This is a genomic window from Streptomyces sp. NPDC056160 (assembly GCF_042268205.1).
Taxonomy (GTDB): Bacteria; Actinomycetota; Actinomycetes; order Streptomycetales; family Streptomycetaceae; genus Streptomyces.
The window spans coordinates 1-20,709 of record NZ_JBHJUW010000025.1 but is presented as its reverse complement, the minus strand read 5'-3'; the positions used below and the strand labels follow the sequence as shown (position 1 = coordinate 20,709).

General features: G+C 71.8%; 18 protein-coding genes and 4 pseudogenes. 8 read left to right on the top strand and 14 right to left on the bottom strand.

Annotated elements, in window-relative coordinates:
* Positions 1–69: 69 nt before the first annotated feature.
* A complete protein-coding gene (locus tag ACFC02_RS12010) occupies positions 70–1,521 on the bottom strand; it encodes a menaquinone biosynthesis decarboxylase (protein WP_376355566.1) in 1,452 nt (483 codons plus the stop codon).
* A 211-nt stretch (positions 1,522–1,732) separates the two neighbouring features.
* Here ACFC02_RS12010 and ACFC02_RS12005 point away from each other — a divergent pair, with 211 nt between their 5' ends.
* The gene (locus tag ACFC02_RS12005; protein ID WP_376355565.1) at positions 1,733–2,326 is read left to right on the top strand and encodes a TetR/AcrR family transcriptional regulator; all 594 of its coding nucleotides are present in this window, start codon (positions 1,733–1,735) and stop codon (positions 2,324–2,326) included.
* 53 nt (positions 2,327–2,379) lie between these two features.
* Positions 2,380–2,829: a nucleoside deaminase gene (locus ACFC02_RS12000; protein ID WP_376355563.1), complete on the top strand. Its 450-nt coding sequence runs from the start codon at positions 2,380–2,382 to the stop codon at positions 2,827–2,829.
* Positions 2,830–2,895: 66 nt separating this feature from the next.
* Here ACFC02_RS12000 and ACFC02_RS11995 read toward each other — a convergent pair whose 3' ends face one another.
* The 8 genes from ACFC02_RS11995 to hemL form a co-directional block, all read right to left on the bottom strand.
* Positions 2,896–3,300 (bottom strand): SRPBCC domain-containing protein, encoded by a 405-nt coding sequence (locus ACFC02_RS11995; protein ID WP_376355561.1) that lies wholly within the window; start codon positions 3,298–3,300, stop codon positions 2,896–2,898.
* A 27-nt stretch (positions 3,301–3,327) separates the two neighbouring features.
* On the bottom strand, positions 3,328–4,431 hold the full coding sequence (gene ccsB / locus ACFC02_RS11990; protein WP_376355559.1) for a c-type cytochrome biogenesis protein CcsB: 1,104 nt from the start codon (positions 4,429–4,431) through the stop codon (positions 3,328–3,330).
* Positions 4,428–6,221, bottom strand: a complete 1,794-nt coding sequence (locus tag ACFC02_RS11985; protein WP_376355557.1) for a cytochrome c biogenesis protein ResB — start codon at positions 6,219–6,221, stop codon at positions 4,428–4,430. Before ACFC02_RS11985 ends, ccsB begins: the two co-directional genes overlap by 4 nt.
* A 3-nt stretch (positions 6,222–6,224) precedes the next feature.
* Positions 6,225–6,986: a cytochrome c biogenesis CcdA family protein gene (locus ACFC02_RS11980; protein ID WP_376355555.1), complete on the bottom strand. Its 762-nt coding sequence runs from the start codon at positions 6,984–6,986 to the stop codon at positions 6,225–6,227.
* 6 nt (positions 6,987–6,992) lie between these two features.
* A complete protein-coding gene (locus ACFC02_RS11975) occupies positions 6,993–7,658 on the bottom strand; it encodes a TlpA family protein disulfide reductase (RefSeq protein WP_376355553.1) in 666 nt (221 codons plus the stop codon).
* 66 nt (positions 7,659–7,724) lie between these two features.
* Entirely contained in the window at positions 7,725–9,038 is a 1,314-nt protein-coding gene (locus tag ACFC02_RS11970) for a hypothetical protein (protein WP_376355551.1), read from the bottom strand.
* 176 nt (positions 9,039–9,214) lie between these two features.
* Positions 9,215–9,925, bottom strand: coding sequence for a histidine phosphatase family protein (locus tag ACFC02_RS11965; protein WP_376355549.1), 711 nt, complete (start codon positions 9,923–9,925; stop codon positions 9,215–9,217).
* Entirely contained in the window at positions 9,922–11,238 is a 1,317-nt protein-coding gene (gene hemL, locus ACFC02_RS11960; protein WP_376355547.1) for a glutamate-1-semialdehyde 2,1-aminomutase, read from the bottom strand. Before hemL ends, ACFC02_RS11965 begins: the two co-directional genes overlap by 4 nt.
* A gap of 535 nt (positions 11,239–11,773) precedes the next feature.
* Here hemL and ACFC02_RS11955 point away from each other — a divergent pair.
* Positions 11,774–12,388, top strand: coding sequence for a hypothetical protein (locus ACFC02_RS11955; RefSeq protein WP_360978827.1), 615 nt, complete (start codon positions 11,774–11,776; stop codon positions 12,386–12,388).
* A 67-nt stretch (positions 12,389–12,455) separates the two neighbouring features.
* Here ACFC02_RS11955 and ACFC02_RS11950 read toward each other — a convergent pair.
* The 4 genes and pseudogenes from ACFC02_RS11950 to ACFC02_RS11935 form a co-directional block, all read right to left on the bottom strand.
* Positions 12,456–12,656, bottom strand: a pseudogene (locus ACFC02_RS11950) (site-specific integrase); the annotation flags it as partial.
* 335 nt (positions 12,657–12,991) lie between these two features.
* The gene (locus tag ACFC02_RS11945; RefSeq protein ID WP_376355545.1) at positions 12,992–13,558 is read right to left on the bottom strand and encodes a hypothetical protein; all 567 of its coding nucleotides are present in this window, start codon (positions 13,556–13,558) and stop codon (positions 12,992–12,994) included.
* A gap of 25 nt (positions 13,559–13,583) precedes the next feature.
* Positions 13,584–13,778: pseudogene (locus ACFC02_RS11940) on the bottom strand (SAM-dependent methyltransferase); the annotation flags it as partial.
* 95 nt (positions 13,779–13,873) lie between these two features.
* Positions 13,874–14,029, bottom strand: a pseudogene (locus tag ACFC02_RS11935) (aminoglycoside phosphotransferase family protein); the annotation flags it as partial.
* A 41-nt stretch (positions 14,030–14,070) separates the two neighbouring features.
* On the opposite strand from ACFC02_RS11935, the pseudogene ACFC02_RS11930 reads away from it, so the two are divergent.
* A pseudogene (locus ACFC02_RS11930) lies at positions 14,071–14,244 on the top strand (DNA mismatch repair protein MutT); the annotation flags it as partial.
* On the opposite strand, the gene ACFC02_RS11925 reads toward ACFC02_RS11930, so the two are convergent.
* The gene (locus tag ACFC02_RS11925; protein WP_376355667.1) at positions 14,183–14,782 is read right to left on the bottom strand and encodes a hypothetical protein; all 600 of its coding nucleotides are present in this window, start codon (positions 14,780–14,782) and stop codon (positions 14,183–14,185) included. The pseudogene ACFC02_RS11930 and the gene ACFC02_RS11925 overlap by 62 nt on opposite strands.
* Positions 14,783–15,083: 301 nt before the next feature.
* Between ACFC02_RS11925 and ACFC02_RS11920 the strand changes: the two genes are divergently transcribed.
* The 4 genes from ACFC02_RS11920 (at position 15,084) to ACFC02_RS11905 (ending at position 20,594) form a co-directional block, all read left to right on the top strand.
* Positions 15,084–15,740 (top strand): hypothetical protein, encoded by a 657-nt coding sequence (locus tag ACFC02_RS11920; RefSeq protein ID WP_376355543.1) that lies wholly within the window; start codon positions 15,084–15,086, stop codon positions 15,738–15,740.
* 195 nt (positions 15,741–15,935) lie between these two features.
* Entirely contained in the window at positions 15,936–16,409 is a 474-nt protein-coding gene (locus tag ACFC02_RS11915; RefSeq protein WP_376355541.1) for a hypothetical protein, read from the top strand.
* Positions 16,410–16,563: 154 nt separating this feature from the next.
* The gene (locus tag ACFC02_RS11910) at positions 16,564–18,384 is read left to right on the top strand and encodes a phosphatidylglycerol lysyltransferase domain-containing protein (RefSeq protein ID WP_376355540.1); all 1,821 of its coding nucleotides are present in this window, start codon (positions 16,564–16,566) and stop codon (positions 18,382–18,384) included.
* Between the two features lie 32 nt (positions 18,385–18,416).
* Positions 18,417–20,594, top strand: a complete 2,178-nt coding sequence (locus tag ACFC02_RS11905) for a protein kinase (RefSeq protein ID WP_376355539.1) — start codon at positions 18,417–18,419, stop codon at positions 20,592–20,594.
* Positions 20,595–20,709 lie beyond the last annotated feature (115 nt).

Here is a 20,709-nt window from a genome sequence, read left to right as displayed (position 1 = left end):
CCGGATCACCCCCGCGGCGGCGGGGAAACCCCGTCTCCGCGCTGCCGCACACCATCATGCCGGTGTCTTTCACAGTCCGTATTCCTTCCAACGTCGCGTCACCCGCTCGGCGGTCTCCGGGTCGGAGACCACCATCTCCGGCCAGCCGCCGTCGCGGGTGTAACCCTCCTCCGGCAGCTTCCGCGTGGCGTCGATGCCCGCCTTGCCGCCCCAGAACTGCTGGTAGGAGGCGTGGTCGAGGTGGTCGACAGGGCCTTCGACGACCGTGAGGTCACGGGCGTAGTCCGTGTTGCCCAGGGCCCGCCAGGCGACCTCGTGCAGATCGTGCACGTCGCAGTCCGCGTCGACGACCACGATCAGCTTGGTCAGCGACATCATGTGCGCCCCCCAGACGGCGTGCATCACCTTCTGGGCGTGCTTGGGGTACTTCTTGTCGATGGAGACGATCGCGCAGTTGTGGAAGCCGCCCGCCTCGGGCAGGTGGTAGTCCACGATGTCCGGCACGATGATCTTCAGCAGGGGCAGGAAGAAGCGTTCCGTGGCGCGGCCCAGCGGGCCGTCCTCCGTCGGCGGGCGGCCGACGACGATCGACTGGAGCAGCGGGCGCCTGCGCATCGTCACGCAGTCGATGGTGAGCGCCGGGAAGGGCTCCTGCGGGGTGTAGAAACCGGTGTGGTCGCCGAAGGGGCCCTCGGGCAGCGTCCTCCCCGGCTCCAGCCAGCCCTCCAGGACCACCTCGGCCTGCGCCGGGACCTGGAGCGGGACGGTCTTGCAGTCCACCATCTCGATCCGCTTGCCCGCGAGGAACCCGGCGAACAGGTACTCGTCGATGTCGCCGGGCAGCGGGGCGGTGGAGGCGTACGTCACGGCGGGCGGGCAGCCGAAGGCGATCGCGACCGGCAGCCGCTCGCCCTTCCTGGCCGCCACCTGGTAGTGGTTGCGGCTGTCCTTGTGGATCTGCCAGTGCATGCCGATGGTGCGCCGGTCGTGGCGCTGGAGGCGGTACAGGCCGAGGTTGCGGACGCCCGTCTCCGGGTCCTTGGTGTGGGTGAGCCCCAGGTTGAAGAAGGAGCCGCCGTCCTGCGGCCAGGTGAACAGCGCGGGCAGCGCGTCGAGGTCGACGTCGTCACCGCGCAGGACGACCTCCTGGACCGGGGCCTCCTTCACCTTGCGCGGCGGTACGTGGGCCATCGCGCCGAGCTTGCCGAACGCCTCGCGCACGCCCACGAACCCGTGCGGCAGCTCGGGCCGCAGCAGTCCGCCGATCCGCTCGCTGATCTGCGCGTACGACGTGAGGCCGAGCGCCTTCAGGAGGCGCCGGTCGGTACCGAAGACGTTCATGGCCAGCGGCATCGCCGAGCCCTTCACGTTCTCGAAGAGCAGCGCGGGGCCGCCGGACTTCTGCACCCGGTCGACGATCTCACCGACCTCCAGGTGCGGGTCGACCTCGGCCTTGATGCGCTTGAGGTCGCCCTCGCGCTCCAGCGCCCTGAGCAGGGAGCGAAGATCGTCGTAAGCCATGGGGTCCAGTATCGCCGAGACGGGCGCGGCCCCCGCGACCGCCCCATGCCCCAGCGGCGGCGTGGCGGGGGCGGGACGTCGGCTCCGGGCCTTCGGCGGGCGCCGCGCGGAGGAATCGCTCCTGTCCGAACCGGTGCGGGAAGGCGCTCCCCGCGGAAGAGGGAGGGAGCGGTGAACTAGCAGGTTTTTCTAGAAAGTTACACTGGGTCGCATGAGCCCCAAGCAGCAACGCGGGGAGGCCACGGCCGACCTGCTCCTGGACGCCGCGCTGCGCGTGCACGCCGTCGCGGGAGAGCACGGCCTGACCGTCACCGCGGTCACCGCGCTCAGCGGGGTGAGCATGGGCAGCCTGTACCACCACTTCGGCAGCGTCGAGGGGCTGGCGAGCGCGCTCCACACCCGCTGGAACACCCGCCTGCTGGAGGCCCTGCTGACGGCGCTGGAGCCCACGCGCACCCTGCACACCGGCGTCCGGGCGCTCGTACGGGCGTACCTGACGTTCATCCAGGAGCACCGGGACGCCGCCCTCTTCCTGCACTCCTCCGGCACCTCGCGGGCGGCGATGCGCCAGGGGCGGCAGGTGCACGAGACGCAGGAGGCGAGGCTGTCGGGGTTCGCCGGCTGGCTGGCGCCCCGCATCGCGGCCGGGGACATCGCGCCGCTGCCCGCCCCGCTGATCGAGGCCCTGGTGATGGGCCCGGTCGTGGCCACGGCCCGGCGCTGGCTGTCCGGCGTCGAGGACGTCGACCTGGCGGAGGCGGCCCGTCTGCTGCCGGACCGTATCTGCCGCTCGCTGGCCCCCTGACGACCCTGCCGGGGCCGTTGCCCTGCGGCGCCGGCGCCCGCACAGTTGGGCGTATGGATCCGGCACAGGCACGCGCATGGCTCGCCACCGCCCTCGCCGAGGCCCGCACCGGGCTCGCGGAGGGCGGCATCCCGATCGGCGCGGCGCTCTACGCGGCCGACGGAACGCTGCTGGGGCGGGGCCGCAACCGGCGGGTGCAGGACGGGGACCCGTCCCTGCACGCGGAGACGGCCGCGTTCCGTGCGGCGGGACGGCAGCGGTCCTACCGGGGGACGACGATGGTGACGACGCTCTCGCCCTGCTGGTACTGCAGCGGTCTCGTCCGCCAGTTCGGGATCTCCCGGGTCGTCGTCGGGGAGGCGTCCACCTTCCACGGCGGCCACGACTGGCTGGCGGAGCACGGCGTGGAGATCGTGCTCCTTCAGGACCCGGAGTGCGTGCGCCTGATGAGCGGCTTCGTACGGGACCGTCCGCGGCTGTGGCGGGAGGACATCGGGGAGTAGCCGGCCCCGGGAGCGACAGCGCTGGGGCACATGGCGGTGCCTCGGGCGTCCGGGGCACACGGGCCCCTACTCCCCCGCCCCCAGGTTCTCGATGAGGTGTTCGAAACGGGTCCGCCAGGCCTGCTCCGACTCCCCCTCGCCCTGGAACTCGTGGGTGAAGCGGAGCAGCGAGCCGGCCTCGCCGTCCGGCTCCAGGTGGAAGCGGATCCGGCCGCCGCCGTCCACGGTGTACTCGGCGACCCGGTCGACGTCCCAGGCGGTGATGTGCCCGCTGCCGAGGCCGTGCAGGCTGACCGCGCCGCCGAGCCGGGGTTCCAGCTCGTCGGCGCGGGTGAACCAGAGCGCGAGCCCCTGCGGGGTGGACAGCGCCGGCCAGACCGCCCCCATGGGCCGGGGAAGCCGGACCAGGAAGCCGAGGATGTGCGTGTTGCCGTGGGTCTGGCTGGTGCCCTGTTCGATGGAACCGGTCATACCACCCGTGTTCCCCCGAGCGGTCCCTCAGACGCCCGCGTAGGAGTGCTTGCCGCCCACGAAGATGTTCACGCCGTAGTAGTTGAACAGGTAGCAGGCGAAGGCGATCAGCGCGATGTACGCCGCCTTGCGGCCCTTCCAGCCCGCGGTGGAGCGGGCGTGCAGGTAGCAGGCGTAGGCGACCCAGGTGATGAAGGCCCAGGTCTCCTTGGGGTCCCAGCCCCAGTAGCGGCCCCAGGCCGACTCGGCCCAGATGGAGCCCGCGATGATCGTGAACGTCCACAGCGGGAAGACGGCCGCGTTGATCCGGTAGGCGAACTTGTCCAGCGAGGCGGCGGCCGGCAGCCGCTCCAGCACCGACTTCGCGAAGGAGCCGGGCTCGCCGCCACCGGCCAGCTTGTTCTCGTAGGAGTCCTTGAAGAGGTAGGCGAGCGTGCCGACCGCGCCGACGTACAGGGCCGCGCCGCAGAAGATCGCGGTGGAGACGTGGATGTACAGCCAGTACGAGTGCAGGGCAGGGACCAGCTGGTCGCTCGCCGTGTACAGGACGGTGACCGCGAGGCCCAGGTCGAGCAGGACCGTGGTGGTCAGGAACAGGCCGATCCAGCGCACGTTCTTCTTCAGGGCGAGCAGCGCGAGGTACACGCCGACCGCGACCGTGGAGAAGGTGATGTTGAACTCGTACATGTTGCCCCACGGCGCCCGCTGAACGGAGGCCGCGCGGGCGACGACGCCGCCCAGCTCCACCAGGAAGGCGAGCACGGTGAGGGAGATCGCGATCCGGCCGTACAGGTCGCCCTGCTGGTCACCGCCGTGCGCACCCGGACCGTCGGGCACGTCGCGGGACCCGGCGGCGGACCGGACGACGACCTTGGGGCGTTCCAGGACGGCGGTGCCCCCGGCGGACTTCACCGCCACGGCCGGTGCGGCGGCGCCCGCCGCCTCCTTCTGCGCGGTCAGCGCGGCGGCCGTGCGGGCCACCTTGCTGCGGCTGCCGAAGAGCCACTCCGCGATGTACGCGAGGAAGGCCAGCGTGTAGACGGCCATCGAGGAGTAGATCAGCGCGTTGCTGATGTGTGCGAGGTGTTCGTTGGTGGCGGTGGCCAGCTCGGTTGCGGCGGCGAGAGTCACTTCTTCTCAGCCCCTTCGGCGGGTACGGGGGTGACGGCGTCCGGCTCCGGGTCGGAGTCGGCGTCGGGTCGTGTGGGTGCCTTGTCGTGGACCAGGGCGGCCAGCGCGCCGACCTCCTCGGGGAGCTTCGCCGACTCGCTGCGGCCCAGACCGGCCACCTCGACGACCGTCACCCCGTCGGCGCCCCGCACCGCGCGCACCCAGACCCGGCGGCGCTGGATGAACAGCGATCCGGCCAGTCCGAAGATCGCGGCGACGGCGCCGGTGAGTGCCCAGCCGGTGCCGGGCTGCTGGACGATCTGGAAGCCGGCCCACTCCTTGATGTCCTTGTCGAAGGTGATGGAGCCGGCCCCGTTCGGCAGGGCCAGGCTCTCGCCGGGCAGCAGCATCTTCTTCAGGATGTTGCCCTGGGCGTCCTTGAACGGCTTCAGGTTCGGGTTCTTGGTGTCCAGCTGGTAGACGTTCTGCGGGGTGCCCGCGTCCACGCCCAGGTCTCCGTGGTAGGCGCCCACCGACAGGACGGGGAAGTTCAGCGCGGGGAACTGGGAGAACATCGTGCCCTTGCCCGCCCCGGCGAAGGTCGGCACCAGGACCGCCGCGAAACCGAGCTGCTCGCTCTTGCCCTGCGGGTTGCGGTAGCCGTCCATCACCTTGATCGCGCCCTGCGAGGTGACGTTGGAGTCCAGCGGCAGCAGCGGCACAGCCTGGTGGTAGACCACGTTGCCCTTGCCGTCGCGCACGGTGACGGTCGGGGCGTAGCCGTGGGCGACCAGGTAGACCTTGGCGTCGTCGATCTCCAGCGGCTCGTTGACCTTGATGATCTTGTGCCGTTCCTTGCCGTCGGCGCCCACGCTGTAGTCGATGGCCGCCTGGTAGGTGCGCGGCGTGCCCTTGTTGGGGCCGCTGGTCTCGTAGGTGCCGGTGAACTTCTCCAGGTTGAAGCTGAACGGGACCAGGTTGTCGTCGTTGAACAGGTTCCCGGACTTGAAGTCGTCGTACTGGGTGAGGGTGTTGGCGAAACCGTCGCCCTCGACGATCAGCTTGTTGCCCTCGGTCTTGAACAACTGGCCCCAGCCGAAGGCGGTGAGCATCACGATCAGCGCGATGTGGAAGAGCAGGTTGCCGGCCTCGCGCAGGTAGCCCTTCTCGGCGGCGACGGCGTCCCCGGCCAGGTGGGCGCGGAAGCGGCGCTGCCTGAGCGTCTTCAGCGCGGCCTCGCGGACCTCCTCGGGCGCGGCGGCCGTGCGCCAGGTGGCGTACGCGGGCAGCCGGGTCAGCCGCTTGGGCGCGCCCGGCGGGCGGCTGCGCAGCTGGCCGGTGAACTGCCAGGTGCGCGGCACGATGCAGCCGATGAGGGAGACGAACAGCAGGATGTAGATGGCGGAGAACCACACCGAGCTGTAGACGTGGAAGAGGCCGAGCTTGTCGTAGACCGGTGCGAGCGTGGTGTGGTTCTGCCGGAAGGTCTCGACCTTCAGCACGTCGCTGCCGGTCTGCGGGATCAGCGAGCCGGGGATGGCGCCGAGGGAGAGCAGGAACAGCAGGAGCAGCGCGACCCGCATGGAGGTCAGCTGCCGCCAGAACCAGCGGGTCCAGCCGAGCACCTCCCGTCCCGTCCAGGCGAGCCGGCCGGCCAGGCCGGGGGCGCGGTTGCCGCCGAAGGAGCCGGGGACGGCCGTCTCGGTGGGCGCGGTGGACAGCTGAGAGCCGGCCGCGCCCAGGTCGTCCTCACCGGGGGGAGGCACGGCCGGGTTCTCGTCGGCGCTCGTGCCGGGTGTCGTCTTGCTCATGGATCAGATCCCCACAGTGAAGCCGCTGGACCAGGTCTGCATCTCCTGCACCAGCCGGTCCCAGGCGCCGGTGAGCAGCAGCACACCGGTCACGATCATCATCGTGCCGCCGATGCGCATCACCCAGACATAGTGGCGCTTGACCCAGCCGAAGGCGCCGAGGGCCTTGCGGAAGGCGATGGCGGTGAGCACGAACGGTATGCCGAGCCCGGCGCAGTAGGCGACGGTCAGCAGGGCGCCGCGCCCGGCGCTGGCCTCGTTGGAGGAGAGCGCCACGACGGAGGCCAGGGTCGGGCCGATGCACGGGGTCCAGCCGACGCCGAACAGGGCGCCGAGGACGGGCGCGCCCACCAGGCCGGTGGCCGGCCGCCGGTGGAAGCGGAACTCACGCTGGGTCAGCCAGGGCATCAGGCCCATGAAGAAGACGCCCATGAGGATCATGAGCACACCCAGCACCTTGGACAGCGTCCCCTTGTAGTCCTGGAGGGTCTGCCCGAAGAACCCGAACAGCGCGCCGCCGGAGACGAACACCACGGTGAAGCCGAGCACGAAGAGCGAGGCGCCCACGGTCATCCGCCCGCGCCGCGCCTCGGCCAGGTCGGTGCCGGTGACGCCGGTCACGTACGACAGGTAGCCGGGGACCAGCGGCAGGACGCACGGCGAGAAGAAGGAGACGAGCCCGCCGAGCACGGCGACGGGCAGCGCGAGCAGCAGGGCTCCGCCGAACACCGTCTGGTTGGGGTCAGTGGCTGCGGCCAGTAGCACGGCGGCTCACTTCTCCGCGAGGACCGGGTCGAGCATCTTGCGCAGCTTCTCCTCGCTGAGCGCCTGCAGGGCGCGCGCAGCGATCCTCCCGTCCCGGTCGATGACGAGGGTGCTCGGGATGGCCTGCGGGTTGAGGGTGCCCTTCTTGAAGCGGAGCATCAGCTTGCCGGTGGGGTCGTACAGGCTCGGGTACGGCACCCCGTAGCTCTTCTCGAACTCCTGGGCCGGCTGGGTGCTGGTGTCGCGGGTGTTGATGCCGACGAACTGCACGTCCTTGGCGGCGGTGTCCTTGGCGACCTTGACCAGGTTGGGGGCCTCGGCGCGGCACGGCGCGCACCAGGAGCCCCAGACGTTGAGGACGACGACCTTGCCCTTGTAGGAGGCGACGTCGATCTGCTTGCCGTCGATGGTCTTGCCGGAGAGGTCGGGCGCGGGTTTGCGGTCGCCCTTCTTCACGGTCGCGATGCCGTCGGAGCCGGTGATGAAGTTGCTCTTGCCGGAGCCGCCGGAGGTGCCGCCGGAGCCGCAGGCGGTCAGGGCGAGTGCGAGCGCGGCGGTCCCGGCGGCGAGCAGGGCGGCGCGGCTGCGGGCACGGGTCGTGCGCGTGCGCTGCGGACGGGACGTACGGTTCGCCCGGTTCGAGCACTGGGGGGCGCGGCTGGCGGCACTCATGTGAAAAGTTTCGCATGCCTGTTCCGCGGATCTTGCGCGCCCCCCTGCCGGGCGGAAAACCGCATATCAGGCGGCGTTCGAGGTGCCCGTCCCGCTCTGCGTGCCGGTGCTGCCGGCGGTCCCCGAGCCGGTGTCCTTCATGAACTCCTTCCAGCCGCCCGCCGGCTGCCGCCCGACCTCGAGGGTGCGCAGCTTGGCCAGCACCTCCGGCTTCTGGACGTCCATCCAGTCGACGAACTGCCGGAAGGAGACCAGGCGCACGTCGGCGCCCTTGTCCCGCTCGGCCGCGATGTGCTTGAAGGCCTCCTCGACGGAGTCCATGTAGATGCCGCCGTTCCACTGCTCGAAGTGGTTGCCGATGAAGAACGGCGCCCGGTTGGTCTGGTACGCCCGCTGGAAGCCCTGGATGTAGGACTGGGCGGACTGCTTGCGCCAGCCGGGGTAGTTGGCGGGCGGCGCCTTGGTGGAGTTCACCGACTGGTTGGCGAGCATGTTGTAGTCCATCGAGAGGACCTCGAAGGAGTGGCCCGGGAAGGGGATCTGCTGCAGCGGCAGGTCCCAGATCCCCAGCTTCTTCTGCGGCCACACCTGGCGGCCGCCCGGCGAGGAGGCGTCGTAGCGCCAGCCCAGCTTCTTGGCCGTGGGCAGCAGGTTGTTCTGGCCGAGCAGGCAGGGCGTGCGGCCGCCCACCAGCTCCTTGTCGTAGTCGAAGGGCAGGGAGGGCAGGTCGGTCCAGCCGGTATTGGTCCGCCACTGCTTCACGAACGCCTTGGCCTGGTCGACCTCGCTGCGCCACTGCCCCGGTGTCCAGTTCGCCACGGTCCCGTGGCCGGAGCAGAAGTGGCCGTTGAAGTGGGTGCCGATCTCGTGGCCTTCCAGCCACGCGCGGCGCACGTTGGTGAGCGTGGCCTTGATGTGCTCGTCGGTGAGGTAGCCGATGTCGGAGGCGCCGCGCGCGTTGTTCGGCGGCTCGTACATGCGCTTCTTCGACTCGGGCAGCAGGTAGAGCCCGGAGAGGAAGAAGGTCATGCTCGCCTCGTGCTGCTTGGCGAGGTCGAGGAAGCGCGGGAAGAGGCCGTTGCCCACCTCGCCCGCGCCGTCCCAGGAGAAGATGACGAACTGCGGCGGGGTCTGGCCCGGCTCCAGCGGGGTCGGCTTGGCGGGCTGGTGCGCCTGCTTGCCGGTGAACGACGTCGAGCCGTCACCGATGGGGCGGGCGGGCTGCTGCGAGCCCTTGCCCTGCGACCCCGCGCCCGAACCGGAACCGCCGGCACCGCCCGAGCCGTCCGAAGACTTGGAGCCGCCGCAGCCCGCGAGTCCGACGGCAGCAGCGGTGCCCGCGCCAAGGCCGAGTATTCCCCTCCGGGAGAAGGTGCGCATGAGATCCCCGATCCGTCACGTCCTGCGAATGCTGGTCACTCATTCAGAGGACGTGACGAACGCGAGGGTTCCGTGAACCCATATGAATTTCACAACAAACGTAACGAAACTGTGCGTACGTGACCGAAGGCTTACGGTCTCCTTACGCTGTGTGTTCTACGGGGGCTGGGCCGAAGCTACGCCCCGAACGCCTTCCCCTGCCCCTTCACCGGCTTGGCACCCGCCAGGAGATGAGCCGGCACCAGGTCCCGGGCCGGCTCGCTGTAGCCGACGGAGACGATCCGGTCGCCCAGGTAGGTGAACGTCGTCAGCGAGGCCAGCGTGCACTGCCGCTTGCGCGGATCGTGCCACAGCCGCCGCCGCTCCACGTAGGACCGCACGATCCAGATCGGCAACTGGTGGCTGACGAGCACCGCTTCGTGCCCGCGCGCCCGGTCCTTCGCCGCGTTCAGCGCGCCCATCATGCGCACCACCTGGTCGACGTACGGCTCGCCCCAGGACGGCTTGAACGGGTTGAGCACGTGCTTCCAGTTCTCCGGCCGGCGCAGCGCGCCGTCGCCGACGCCGAACGTCTTGCCCTGGAAGACGTTCTCCGCCTCGATCAGCCGCTCGTCGGCGGCGAGGTCGAGCCCGTGCGCCTTGGCGATCGGCGTCGCCGTCTCCTGCGCCCGCTCCAGCGGCGAGGCGACGACGTACGTGACGTCGCGGGGCGCGAGGTGCTCGGCGACCCGCTCGGCCATCTGCCGCCCCAGGTCGGACAGGTGGTAGCCGGGCAGCCGCCCGTACAGCACTCCGGTCGGGTTCTCGACCTCCCCGTGCCGCATGAGGTGGACGACGGTGACGTCCTTGTCGCCCATGCCGTTCTCCTTGTTCAGCCGCTCGCTCATGCCGTGGCCTCCGCCGCCGCGCGGGCCGCCGCCGGGAGGGCGTCGGCGATCCGCTGGAGCGCCTGCTCGTCGTGGGTGGTGGACACGAACCAGGACTCGAAGGACGACGGCGGCAGGTAGACGCCGTTCGCCAGCATCGCGTGGAAGAAGGCGGTGTAGCGGTACGACTCCTGCGCGCGGGCGTCGTCGTAGTTGCGCACCGGCCGGCCGGTGAAGAACACCGAGAACATGTTGGAGGCGTTCTGCACGGTGTGCGCGACGCCTTCCTTGGTCAGCGACTCGGAGACCATGGCCTGGATCTGCTGCGAGACGGCGTTCACCTTGGCGTAGGCGGCGTCGTCGAGCAGCCGCAGCTGGGCGAGGCCCGCGGCGGTGGCGACCGGGTTACCGGACAGGGTGCCGGCCTGGTAGACGGGCCCGGCCGGCGCGAGGTGCGCCATGACCTCGGCACGTCCGCCGAAGGCCGCGGCCGGGAAGCCGCCGCCCATCACCTTCCCGAAGGTCATCAGGTCGGGCTCGACCCCGTCCACGCCGTACCACCCGGCGCGGCTGGTGCGGAACCCGGTCATGACCTCGTCGGAGATGTACAGTGCACCGTTCTCCCGGCACAGGTCCTTCAGCCCCTGGTTGAAGGAGGGCAGCGGCGGCACGACGCCCATGTTGCCCGGCGAGGCCTCGGTGATCACGCAGGCGATCTCGCCCGGGTGGGCGGCGAAGGCGGCGCGCACCGCGTCGAGGTCGTTGTACGGCAGCACGATCGTGTCGCCGGCCTGGGCCCCGGTGACGCCCGGGGTGTCCGGCAGCGCGAAGGTGGCGACGCCCGAGCCGGCGGCGGCCAGCAGCGAGTCGACGTGCCCGTGGTAGCAGCCGGCGAACTTGACCACCTTGGTGCGCTGCGTGAACCCGCGGGCGAGCCGGATCGCGGACATGGTGGCCTCGGTGCCGCTGGACACGAGCCGCACCTGCTCCAGCGGTCCCACCCGGCCGGTCATCTCCTCGGCGAGCGCGACCTCGCCCTCACCGGGCGTGCCGAAGGACGTACCGCGCGCGACCGCCTCCTGCACGGCGGCGATCACCTCGGGGTGGCCGTGCCCGAGGATCATCGGCCCCCAGGAGCACACGAGGTCGACGTACTCCCGCCCGTCGGCGTCCTTCAGGTACGGCCCGCTGCCGGACACCATGAACCGGGGCGTACCGCCCACGGCACGGAAGGCACGCACCGGCGAGTTCACGCCGCCGGGCGTGACCGCCGCCGCACGGTCGAACAGCGCCTGCGAGGCGGGGGCTTCGTATGGGTATGGCAGTTCGCTCATGACCTGCGACTTCTCCGACTTCTCCGACTTCTCGGTTCTCTCGGGGGTTTTCCGGGGCTGGCTGGGGCTTGCTGGGGCTCGGGCCGGGCGGCGGCTTCGGCGGATCCGGTGGGCGGTGCTGGGCGGTGCTGGGCGGCGCCCGGGGCGGGCCGTGCCCTGTTCAGGGTAGGCCAGGGGTCGCGGGACGCCGGGAGCGGAGCGGGCCGGACCGCATGGCCCGCCGCGGCCCGGTGGCCGAAGAAGCGGCTTCCGCCCGCCCCATCTGAGAAACTGGGCTCCTCGTACGTATGGACAGGTGCGCGGGGACGGGCGCGCGAGGACGTGCGCGCGGCGCCGGGCGCCCCTCACAGGCGCTCGGCCGGGCGGACGGAGCAGGAGGAAAAGCCGTGGCAGGGTCGTGCGGACGGCCACGAAGATCCCGCGGGGAGATGTTTCGACGCACGTTTCGGCGTGCGGCCTCGGGGGAGGTCACTGACACGATGATCGGGTTGCGCGGCCGGGGCCACGCGTCCTAGAAAAGCAGTCGGGTGGAGATATGCATCGCGGTGGCGGACTGGGCGAGGGGACTGACGACCTGGGTCCTCGGCGTGCCCGGCGGGGAAGGCACCGGCGCGACGCGGAGGAAACCGCCGCAGCACGTCAGGCACAGGGTGCACCGGGTGATCCCGAGCGGGCCGATCGCCTCCGGGCGGGGAGCAGGAATGGTGGTCGGGTGGGGGTGACCTACAAGTACTTCGGCGCACCGGACGGTGCGACCGCGGCCCGGGTCCCGATCTCGATGCGCCCCGAGGAACTCGGCGGCGACGAACTCGGCATGAACGGCATGTTCACCAAGATCAAGCCGGAGACCATGGCCGCCATGGTCCTCACCGGCATCGAGGGCGTCCCCCTCCACCGGGTCCCGCCCCTCGAACTGGTCGTCCTCCACCCCGACTACGCCGTCGTCAAACTCCCCATGACCGTCGTCGACCCCCTCCGCGACATCGGCGAGGAGGCGGTGGGCGCGGCCGCCTTCATCTGGTCCACGGTCCCGGACCGCGGCGGACCGCGGGACGCGTTCAACGTGTACCAGTTGCTGCACGAGTGGCAGGACTTCAGCCACCGGCTGCATGAGGCGGGGCATCAGCCTTATTGCTTGGTTTGGCCCTGAGCTGGGGTTTTGGTCGGTTCGGGCGGGGCTTTCGGGTCCCGCTCTCGCTGGTGCCCGAGGGAGGCCGTCAGGCGGCCAGGGCCCATTGAGGGCACATGGGTTTCTCCGGGGGCACTGACGTGCCCTGAGCCTCTGCTGCCGGTGCTTCGGTGAAGGCGTCGTCTATCGCCTTGCGGGTCCGCGTCTCGCTGGACGGCAGCAGGTGCGTGTACGTCCGCAGCGTGAAACCCGGATCCGAGTGGCCGAGGTACTCGGAGAGCGCCTTGATCTGGCCGGCACTGGCCGCCGCCCTGACCGAAGCCGGGAACGCCGGCCACGAGCCCGAACAGCTCCTCCAGCACACCGCACGGCAACGCGCCCTGACGGCGCCCGCTCCACCGCCGGCACCGTCACCTGGCGCATCCAACGCCTCGCCGCCCGGCAGGTCCCCCGCGCCCGAGCACGAACCGCCCAAGCCCGCACGAGCGCGACAGCGCGACCGACACGTCGCGAGCTGCGACGACGACCGCGATGAGGGACGGCTGCCACCCGTACGAGCCAAGCGTGGCGACACCAGCCGGCGGGGGATTCGCGGCAGCCGCCTCTACCTCTACCTATGCGGCTTCAGCCCCACGCGCAGGCGAGGACACACTTGCGCGGAGTGCCGAAACCTCCGTGGCCCATGCCGAGATCGGCCAGGTGCTGTGCCTCGATACCTACTCGGGGATTGGGCTGGATGAGAAGAGTTGGCAGGCCGCGGGCGACACGCTCCGCTGACCATTCGTGGTCGAGGCCGGTGAAGTCGTCGTCGATCCACACAGCGGGCTCGTCGCCCAGCCAGGCGTCGACGTGGTCGCGTTTCCACAGATAGCCGTTGGGATGGCTCGTGGTGATGTCGGGGCGTGGCAAGTCGACGTGCGGCAGGGGCGGGAGGTCGAGGAGTGGGCCGATGAGCGTGGTGGCGTCCTGCCTCCAGCTCGTGCACCAGATCGGTGTGATCAGGCCCGTTCGGATCACGTCCATGAGCATGGGGCCGTGGTCGGGGTTGAGCCAGATGGTGACCGGGTCGTCTGCGCTGCGGCCGGTGGGGACGACGTCGTGGCGAACGGGGGAGGCCGGGGTGGCGCCGTCCGCGTCGGGGAAGGGTATGAGGACGCCGTCGATGTCGAGGAGCAGGTAGGGCGGGCGCATCGATTCCTCCACGGGGAGCCGAGGGTCAGAGCTTGCGCGCGGTGATCAGCAGGGTGGTGGGCCAGCGGCCCTGTCGGGGGTCGTGGAACTCCTGAGCCGAGGCGAGCCACAGGCCCGCGCGGCCGAGGTGCTTCTCCCAGTGGGGAGCGTCGAAGTCCCAGCGCGCGACGGGCATGCGGGTGCGGTCGGGCAGCGTGACGTGATCGCGGCGGGGGCTGTCAACTCCATCCGCGGCGGTGGGGCGAGCGGCTCGGCCGGACCCGCGGCCGTGCGTTGGAGGGCGTGGGGGTACCAGGGGGAGGCTTGGGCGAGCACTTACACCTCCAGGAGCTGGAGGGCGTCGGTGAGGTGTCGGCGTACGACCTTGATGTAGGTGGGGTCGGTGGCGGGGTCGTTGATCCAGCGGATGGACTGCTCCATGAACCACTCGACGGCCCACATGCGGTGCCATCCCAGCGCCCACTCCGGCGCCGCCGAACTCGCCCGTCGCACCCGAGAGGCGCTCTCCTGACATGCCCACCAACCCGGCCGACGAAGGGACACCCGTGGCTCAGCCGACAACCGATGACCAGCCCAAGGCGCTCAAGCCCGCTCTGGAATCCATGACCCTGCTGGTCGCCGCCGTCATCGTCCACGACAAGGCCACCAACCGCGTGGTCCTCCTCCAGCGCAGCGACCAGGCCAAACACACTTCGGCGGGTGTCGCTCGATGCACTGTGTCTCCGGTACGGGGATGAGGCTGAGGAACCTGGACCAGGCGGGGCGGGCGTGGATCAGGGGCCCGCGCCCGGGTGACGGCGACCGGTCGAGCAGCCGCTCGAACCTGAGGAGGCCGTCCGCGTCGATCCGGTCGCCGACCAGGTCCGGTGAGCAGAGGAACCACGCGTACACCTGGACCAGGGGGATCTTGGGCACCGTCCACCACCACCGCTCCTCGGCCGCCCGCCAGCGCCGCTCGGCCTCGGCGGGGTCCTCGCAGGCCTCCGCCAGATCGAGCAGTTCGTCGAAGCGTTCGTCGACGAAGGCACTCTGCCGGGCGGCACGGCCGGTCGAGCGCCAGAAGGACAGGGATCCTGCCGGGTGGTCGAAGACGGGCGAGGTCAGGGCGTACAGGAGGCAGAAGTGCCGGTCGGCCGACGCCCGCACGTACTGCGCGTAAGTCAGCTCGGTGGTGGTGACGGCGACGCCCAGCGCGGCCCTGAGCTGTGCGGCCAGTTCGGTCACCGCCTCCGCGTTGGGGGCGAATGCCGAGTAGGCGATGTCCAGTCCGTCTCCGGCCGCTCGACGCAGCGCGTCCCGGTCGGCCGGACCGACGGATTCCCGGACGCCGGACGAGGGAAGCCACGGCCCGGTCAGCCCCTGCGTGGCTGAGCCCAGGGCGGCCCCCCGCCGGTGTACAGACTGCGGCCCTCATGTGATCATGACGGCTGCGGCCGCTGACCACGGCCGCGAGGGGTGCCGCCCGCGAGCGGCACAGGGAGGGGCCGTCCCGCGGCGGCCCGGGGAACCCATCGGGGAGTGCGGAGTGAGACGGACGACGTCGGTCGTCGCCTTGTGCCTGGCGTTGGCCGGCATCGCCGGGGGTGTCTTCGTCGGCTCGGCGGGGCTGGACACGGTCGTCGGCTGCGGCGTCCCCGACCACACCTATCCGGACCAGACCGCCCGTGACTGGGTCACGCAGGCCGACCACGTCGTGGTGGCCTCTCCCGTGCACCAGGAGGACACCGGCCGCCGGGACTACACCAAGGGCCCGGTCCGCTACGACCTCGACCGCAAGGTGACGTTCCGTGCGGACCGGCTCCTGTGGTCCACCGGCCGGCCCCGGCAGTCGCTGGGCCGGAGCTTCGACATGGTGGCCCCCGGGTGGCGCGTGCTGCGGCAGAGCGACACGCGGATCAAGCGGACGGCCGGGGACGCCCCGCGCCTGGAGACCGGCCACACGTATCTGCTCGCCCTGCGCTGGAGCGGCGACGGGTGGGTCGTGCTCGGGGAGGGCGCCTCCGTACCGTTCGACGAGCACACCGCGGGCCGGGGGGAGTGGTGCGGGCGCGTGCTGAGCAAGGACGACGTGGCGCGCGGCGAGCTCTTCTCCCGCTCGGACGACCACAGTCTGGAGAAGGCCCTGCTCGGGCAGGACGAACAGGCCGTCGTCCGCGCGCTGGCCCGCGCGGGCCGGAAGTGACGCGCGGGGACGCCTCCCCCGCGGCCCCCACCGCCCCGCTCCCCCACGGCGGGGCTGCCTGCCGTCGGGCGATCAGCGACGCTTCCGCCCGGTTCGCCCGGCACCGCCCCCTTTGCGACGGCCGCCGGTTTCCCTCCGCGTACGGCACTACGTACTGTAGGGTCCGGCTCGCCGACCAACCGTCGAGGGGGATCCATGCAGCAAGCGCAGTGCCCGGCGCCCGGCGCACCGCTCGGCAAGGAGGCGGAGCGCGGACTCGCGCCCACGGTCGCGGTCCTCGTCGTGAGCCTCGTGGTGGCCGCCGTCGGCGTGTACGAGCTGTGCGGGTTCGGGCTGCACAGCCTCGCCCAGCACCCCCACCTGTTCAACGACGGTTTCGCCACGGCGGGTGTGATCGTCGCGACGGTCGCGGCCGGCGCGGCGGCGGGGAATCTGGCGTGGATCCTCACGGCACCCCGCAGGAACGCGGCCCTGGCCGCCGACCGGGGCCGCCACGGCCACGGCTGCGCCGACCGGGGCCCCACCAGCCCCGGCTCCGGCGGCCAGGACCCCTCCGGCCACGGCTCCGGGCACCCGCAGGATCCTCCGCCGCAGAGCACCGGCGACGACAGCGCCGGCGACGCGGACGGCGCCGCACCCCCGGTTCACCACCCCGGCACCGGCGAGTAAGCGCGGGCCCACCGGTTCCTTACCTTTTCCCGCGACAGTGGGGAACCGCAGTACGCCCGGCTCCGCTACCCTACACGTTGTAGGGTCATCCCTCAGCCCGCTCCCACTCCCTCTCCGCCCCCGCGGCGGCTTTCCCCGAGGTGACGTGTCACCCATGCCCGCACGGCAGTCCGTCCTCATCCCCGCGCAGCGCGATTCCCGCCCGTCCCCGCGCCTGTCCCCCGGCCCCCGGCTACGGGCGGGGGCCGCCGCGGCCACCGTCTGGTACCTGCGGGCGCTCGCGGTCCTCAACATCGTCGCGGTGCTCTCGCTGCCGTTCCGCGAGGAGGTGCACGAGCACAACGGCGGCGAGTTCTTCACCCCGTACCTGGCCACCGCCGGCCTGGTCTCGGCGGTGCTCGCGCTGTTCCTGGCCATGGTGATGCGGCGCCGGAAGCGGGCGGCCTGGCTGCTCAACCTGCTGTTCGCCGGACCGCTGTTCGCGCTGTACGTGCTCGCGCTCACCCAGGACCGCTACCAGGACCACCTGTTCAACTGGCTCTCCGCCGCCCTCACCGGGCTGTTCGTGGCCGCGCTGCTGCTCGGCCGCTCCGAGTTCAACGCCATCGGCGACCGCTCCAACCCGCGGCTCGCCCTGGCCGTCGGCGCGGTCGGCATCGTCTTCAGCGGCGGCATCGGCACCTGGCTCGTCGACGCCACCAACAAGGTGTCCGGCGCTCCCCTCGCCGACAAGGTCACCTACGCCCTGCTGCGCAGCGTCAGCGTCGGCCCGCTCGCCGACCGCGTGCCCGCCGTGCACGCGCCCCGCTGGGTGGACATCATCATCAACGTCCTGATGGCGGCGACCTTCCTGCTGGTCCTGTACGTCTGCTTCCGCTCGCCCCGGGGCCTTGCCCTGCTCGGCGAGGAGGACGAGGCTCGGCTGCGCGACCTGCTCGACCGGCACGGCGACCGCGACTCCCTCGGCTACTTCGCGCTGCGCCGCGACAAGGCCGCCATCTTCTCCCCCACCGGCAAGGCCGCCGTCACCTACCGCGTCGTCGGCGAGGTCAGCCTCGCCTCCGGCGACCCGATCGGCGACCCGGAGGCCTGGCCCGGCGCCATCGACGCCTGGCTGTCCGAGGCCCGCCTGCACGCCTGGACGCCCGCCGTCATGGGCGCGAGCGAGGAGGCCGGAACCATCTACGCGCGGCACGGCCTGGACGCCCTCGAACTGGGCGACGAGGCCATCGTCGACGTCGCCGACTTCAGCCTCGACGGACGGGCGATGCGCGTCGTGCGGCAGGCCCACAACCGGGTCCGCCGGGCCGGCTACACGGTCACCATCCGCCGCCACGAGGACATCCCGGACGACGAGATGGCGCTGCTCGTCGAGCGTGCCGACCAGTGGCGCGACGGCGCCACCGAGCGCGGCTTCTCCATGGCGCTCGGCCGCCTCGGCGACCCGGGCGACGGCCGCTGCGTGATGCTGGAGTGCCGGGACGGGGACGGCGAACCACGCGCGCTGCTGAGCTTCGTACCGTGGGGCGAGCAGGGCCTGTCGCTGGACCTGATGCGCCGCGACCGCGACAGCGAGAACGGCCTGATGGAGTTCATGGTCGTCGAACTCCTGCTGCGCGCAGGCGAGATCGGCGTACAGCGGGTCTCGCTCAACTTCGCGATGTTCCGCTCGGTCTTCGAACGCGGGGCGCGGCTCGGGGCGGGCCCGGTGCTGCGGCTGTGGCGTTCGGTGCTCACCTTCTTCTCCCGCTGGTGGCAGATCGAGTCCCTGTACCGCGCCAACGCCAAGTACCGGCCGGTGTGGGAGCCGCGGTTCCTGCTGTTCGCCAAGAGCGCCGACATCCCGCGCATCGGCATCGCCAGCGCCCGCGCCGAGGGCTTCCTCACGCCGCCCGAGCTGCCGTCCTTCACCCGCCGCACCCGGCGCTCCACCCCGGACGCTTCCGCCGGCACCACGGCCAAGTCCTCACGCTGACGCATGGTTTGACTTTCGGTAGCCTTCGGCCCATGACGGGGTCCGGGGGACACGGGAACAGTACGGCCGACGGCGACGCGGACAACGCCGCGCACAGCGCCGCGAACGACGAGGAGCGCGCGGGGAGCGGAGCGGCGCGGGGAGGCGGAGAGGCCCGCGGAGGCGGCGTCGATCTGCTCGGCAGCGGCGCCGAACCGCTCCAGGCGGAGGACCCCCTCCGCATCGGCGGGATCCCGCTGGTGGGCAAGCTCGGCGCGGGCGGCATGGGCCGGGTCTACCTCGGGGTGCACGAGGGACGGTACGCCGCCGTCAAACAGGTCCTCCCCCTGCTCGCCGAGGACCAGGGGTTCCTACGGCACTTCGGACACGAACTCGACAACCTCTCCCGGCTGCCCGAGCACGCCACCGCGCCGCTGCTGGCCAGCGACCGGGAGGCGAAGCCGCCCTGGCTCGCCACCGCCTACGTCCCCGGCCTCACCCTGAACGAGGCCGTCGGGCTGCACCCGGAGGGGCTGCCCGGCGATGCGCCGTGGCTGCTGCTGCGCGAGGCCGCCTCGGCGCTGCGCACGGTGCACGAGCTGGACATGGTGCACCGGGACCTCAAGCCGTCGAACGTGATGCTGACCCTCGACGGCTGCACCCTCATCGACTTCGGCGTCGCCCGCGCCGCCGACCAGAGCCGCCTGACCAAGACCGGGATGGTGGTCGGCACCCCCGCCTACATGTCGCCCGAACAGGCCTCGGGCGCGCGGACGCTGACCGGTGCGGCCGACGTGTTCGCCCTGGGCGCGCTGATCGCGTACGCGGTGAGCGGGAGTTCGCCCTTCGGCGAGGGCGCGGGCCTCGACCTCCTCTACCGCATCGTCCACGACGAGCCCGACCTCCAGCGGCTCCGCGAGCGCGACCCGGCTCTCGCCGACGTCGTCGTCTCCTGTCTGGACAAGGACCCCGAAGGCCGTCCCACCGCCGCCGAACTGGTGCGGCTCGCCGATGCCGAGGGCCCGTTCACGGAGCCGCTGTGGCCCGAGGCGGTCACGGCGGTGCTCTCCGAGCGGGCGGCGTTCTCGGCTCGGGTCCCGGCGGCCGAGGCGCTGCGGACCGCGCCGCACACGCCCCCGCAATCCGGTGCTCAGCAGGGACCCGGGGCTCCGGGGAAGCCCGGGACACCGGAGGGCCCCGGGGCCGCGAAGGAACCCGGGGCCGGGGAGCCCGGGGCCGGGGAACCCGGGGCCGGGGAACCCGGGGCCGTGGAACCCGGGGCCGGGGAGCCCGTGCGGTCCGGCCCGCGGAAGGAGCACCGCCGCCGCAACCGGATCCTGCTCGCCGTGATCCCCGTCGTCGTCGCGGCCGGCGCCACCACCGCCGTCCAGTTCCTCCCGCACTCGTCCGGCGCGCCCCGGGCCGGCGGCAGCCCGTCCGGCCGGTCCTCCGTGAGCGCCGGGGCCGTACCGACCGCGTCCACGCCGGGCCCGGGTACGGCCGAACCCGCGAAGTCCGGTTCCGCCACACCCGGCAAGAACGACAGGAACGACAAGAACGGAGGGAACGGGAAAGGCGGCAAGGACGAGAAGGACGGCAACGCCCCGGCGGGCTCGGGCAGCCGCGACGCAGGCGGTGGCGGTGGCGGTGGCGGTGGCGCGGACCACGGCGGCGGATCGGGGTCCGGGTCGGGGTCCGGAAGCGGGAACGACGACGGCAACGGCGGCCGGAACGGGTCAGGATCCGGCTCGGGGTCCGGTTCGGGTTCGGGCAGCGGCTCCGGCAGCGGCTCCGGTTCCGGCAGCGGCTCCGGTTCCGGCAGCGGCTCGGGTGGCTCGGCCGGCGGTGGATCCGGCGGCACGCCCTCGTCCGGCGGCGCCCACCTCTACCAGAACGGCGACACCGGAAAGTGCCTGACCAGCCAGTACTCGGCGGCGTCCACCGGTGACTGCGCGGACTCGACCGCGGCCTGGACCGTCCGCAGCGCCTCCGGCGGCGCCTTCCAGTTGGTCGGCAGGCAGAGCGGTCAGTGTCTGAGCGCGAACTTCAGCGGGCAGAGCGTGTTCGTGGGCGCCTGCGACGGCCAAAGCCCGCGGCTGTGGCGCGCGGGGACCGGGAACACCCTGGTCAGCGTCTTCAACGGCGGCTGCCTGGACATCGGCTTCGGCGGCAACGTGTCGGCCACGCCCTGCACGTCCGGGAAGGCCTCCCAGCGCTGGGCGAGGCACTAGCCGACGACACCGGTCCGACCGCGCTGGCCGGTCGGACCCCAGGTCCCGCTGGCCCTCAGCCTCCGCTGGCCCTCAGCCCCCGTTGACCCTCAGGCCCGCCCGCGCGGGCCCGCCG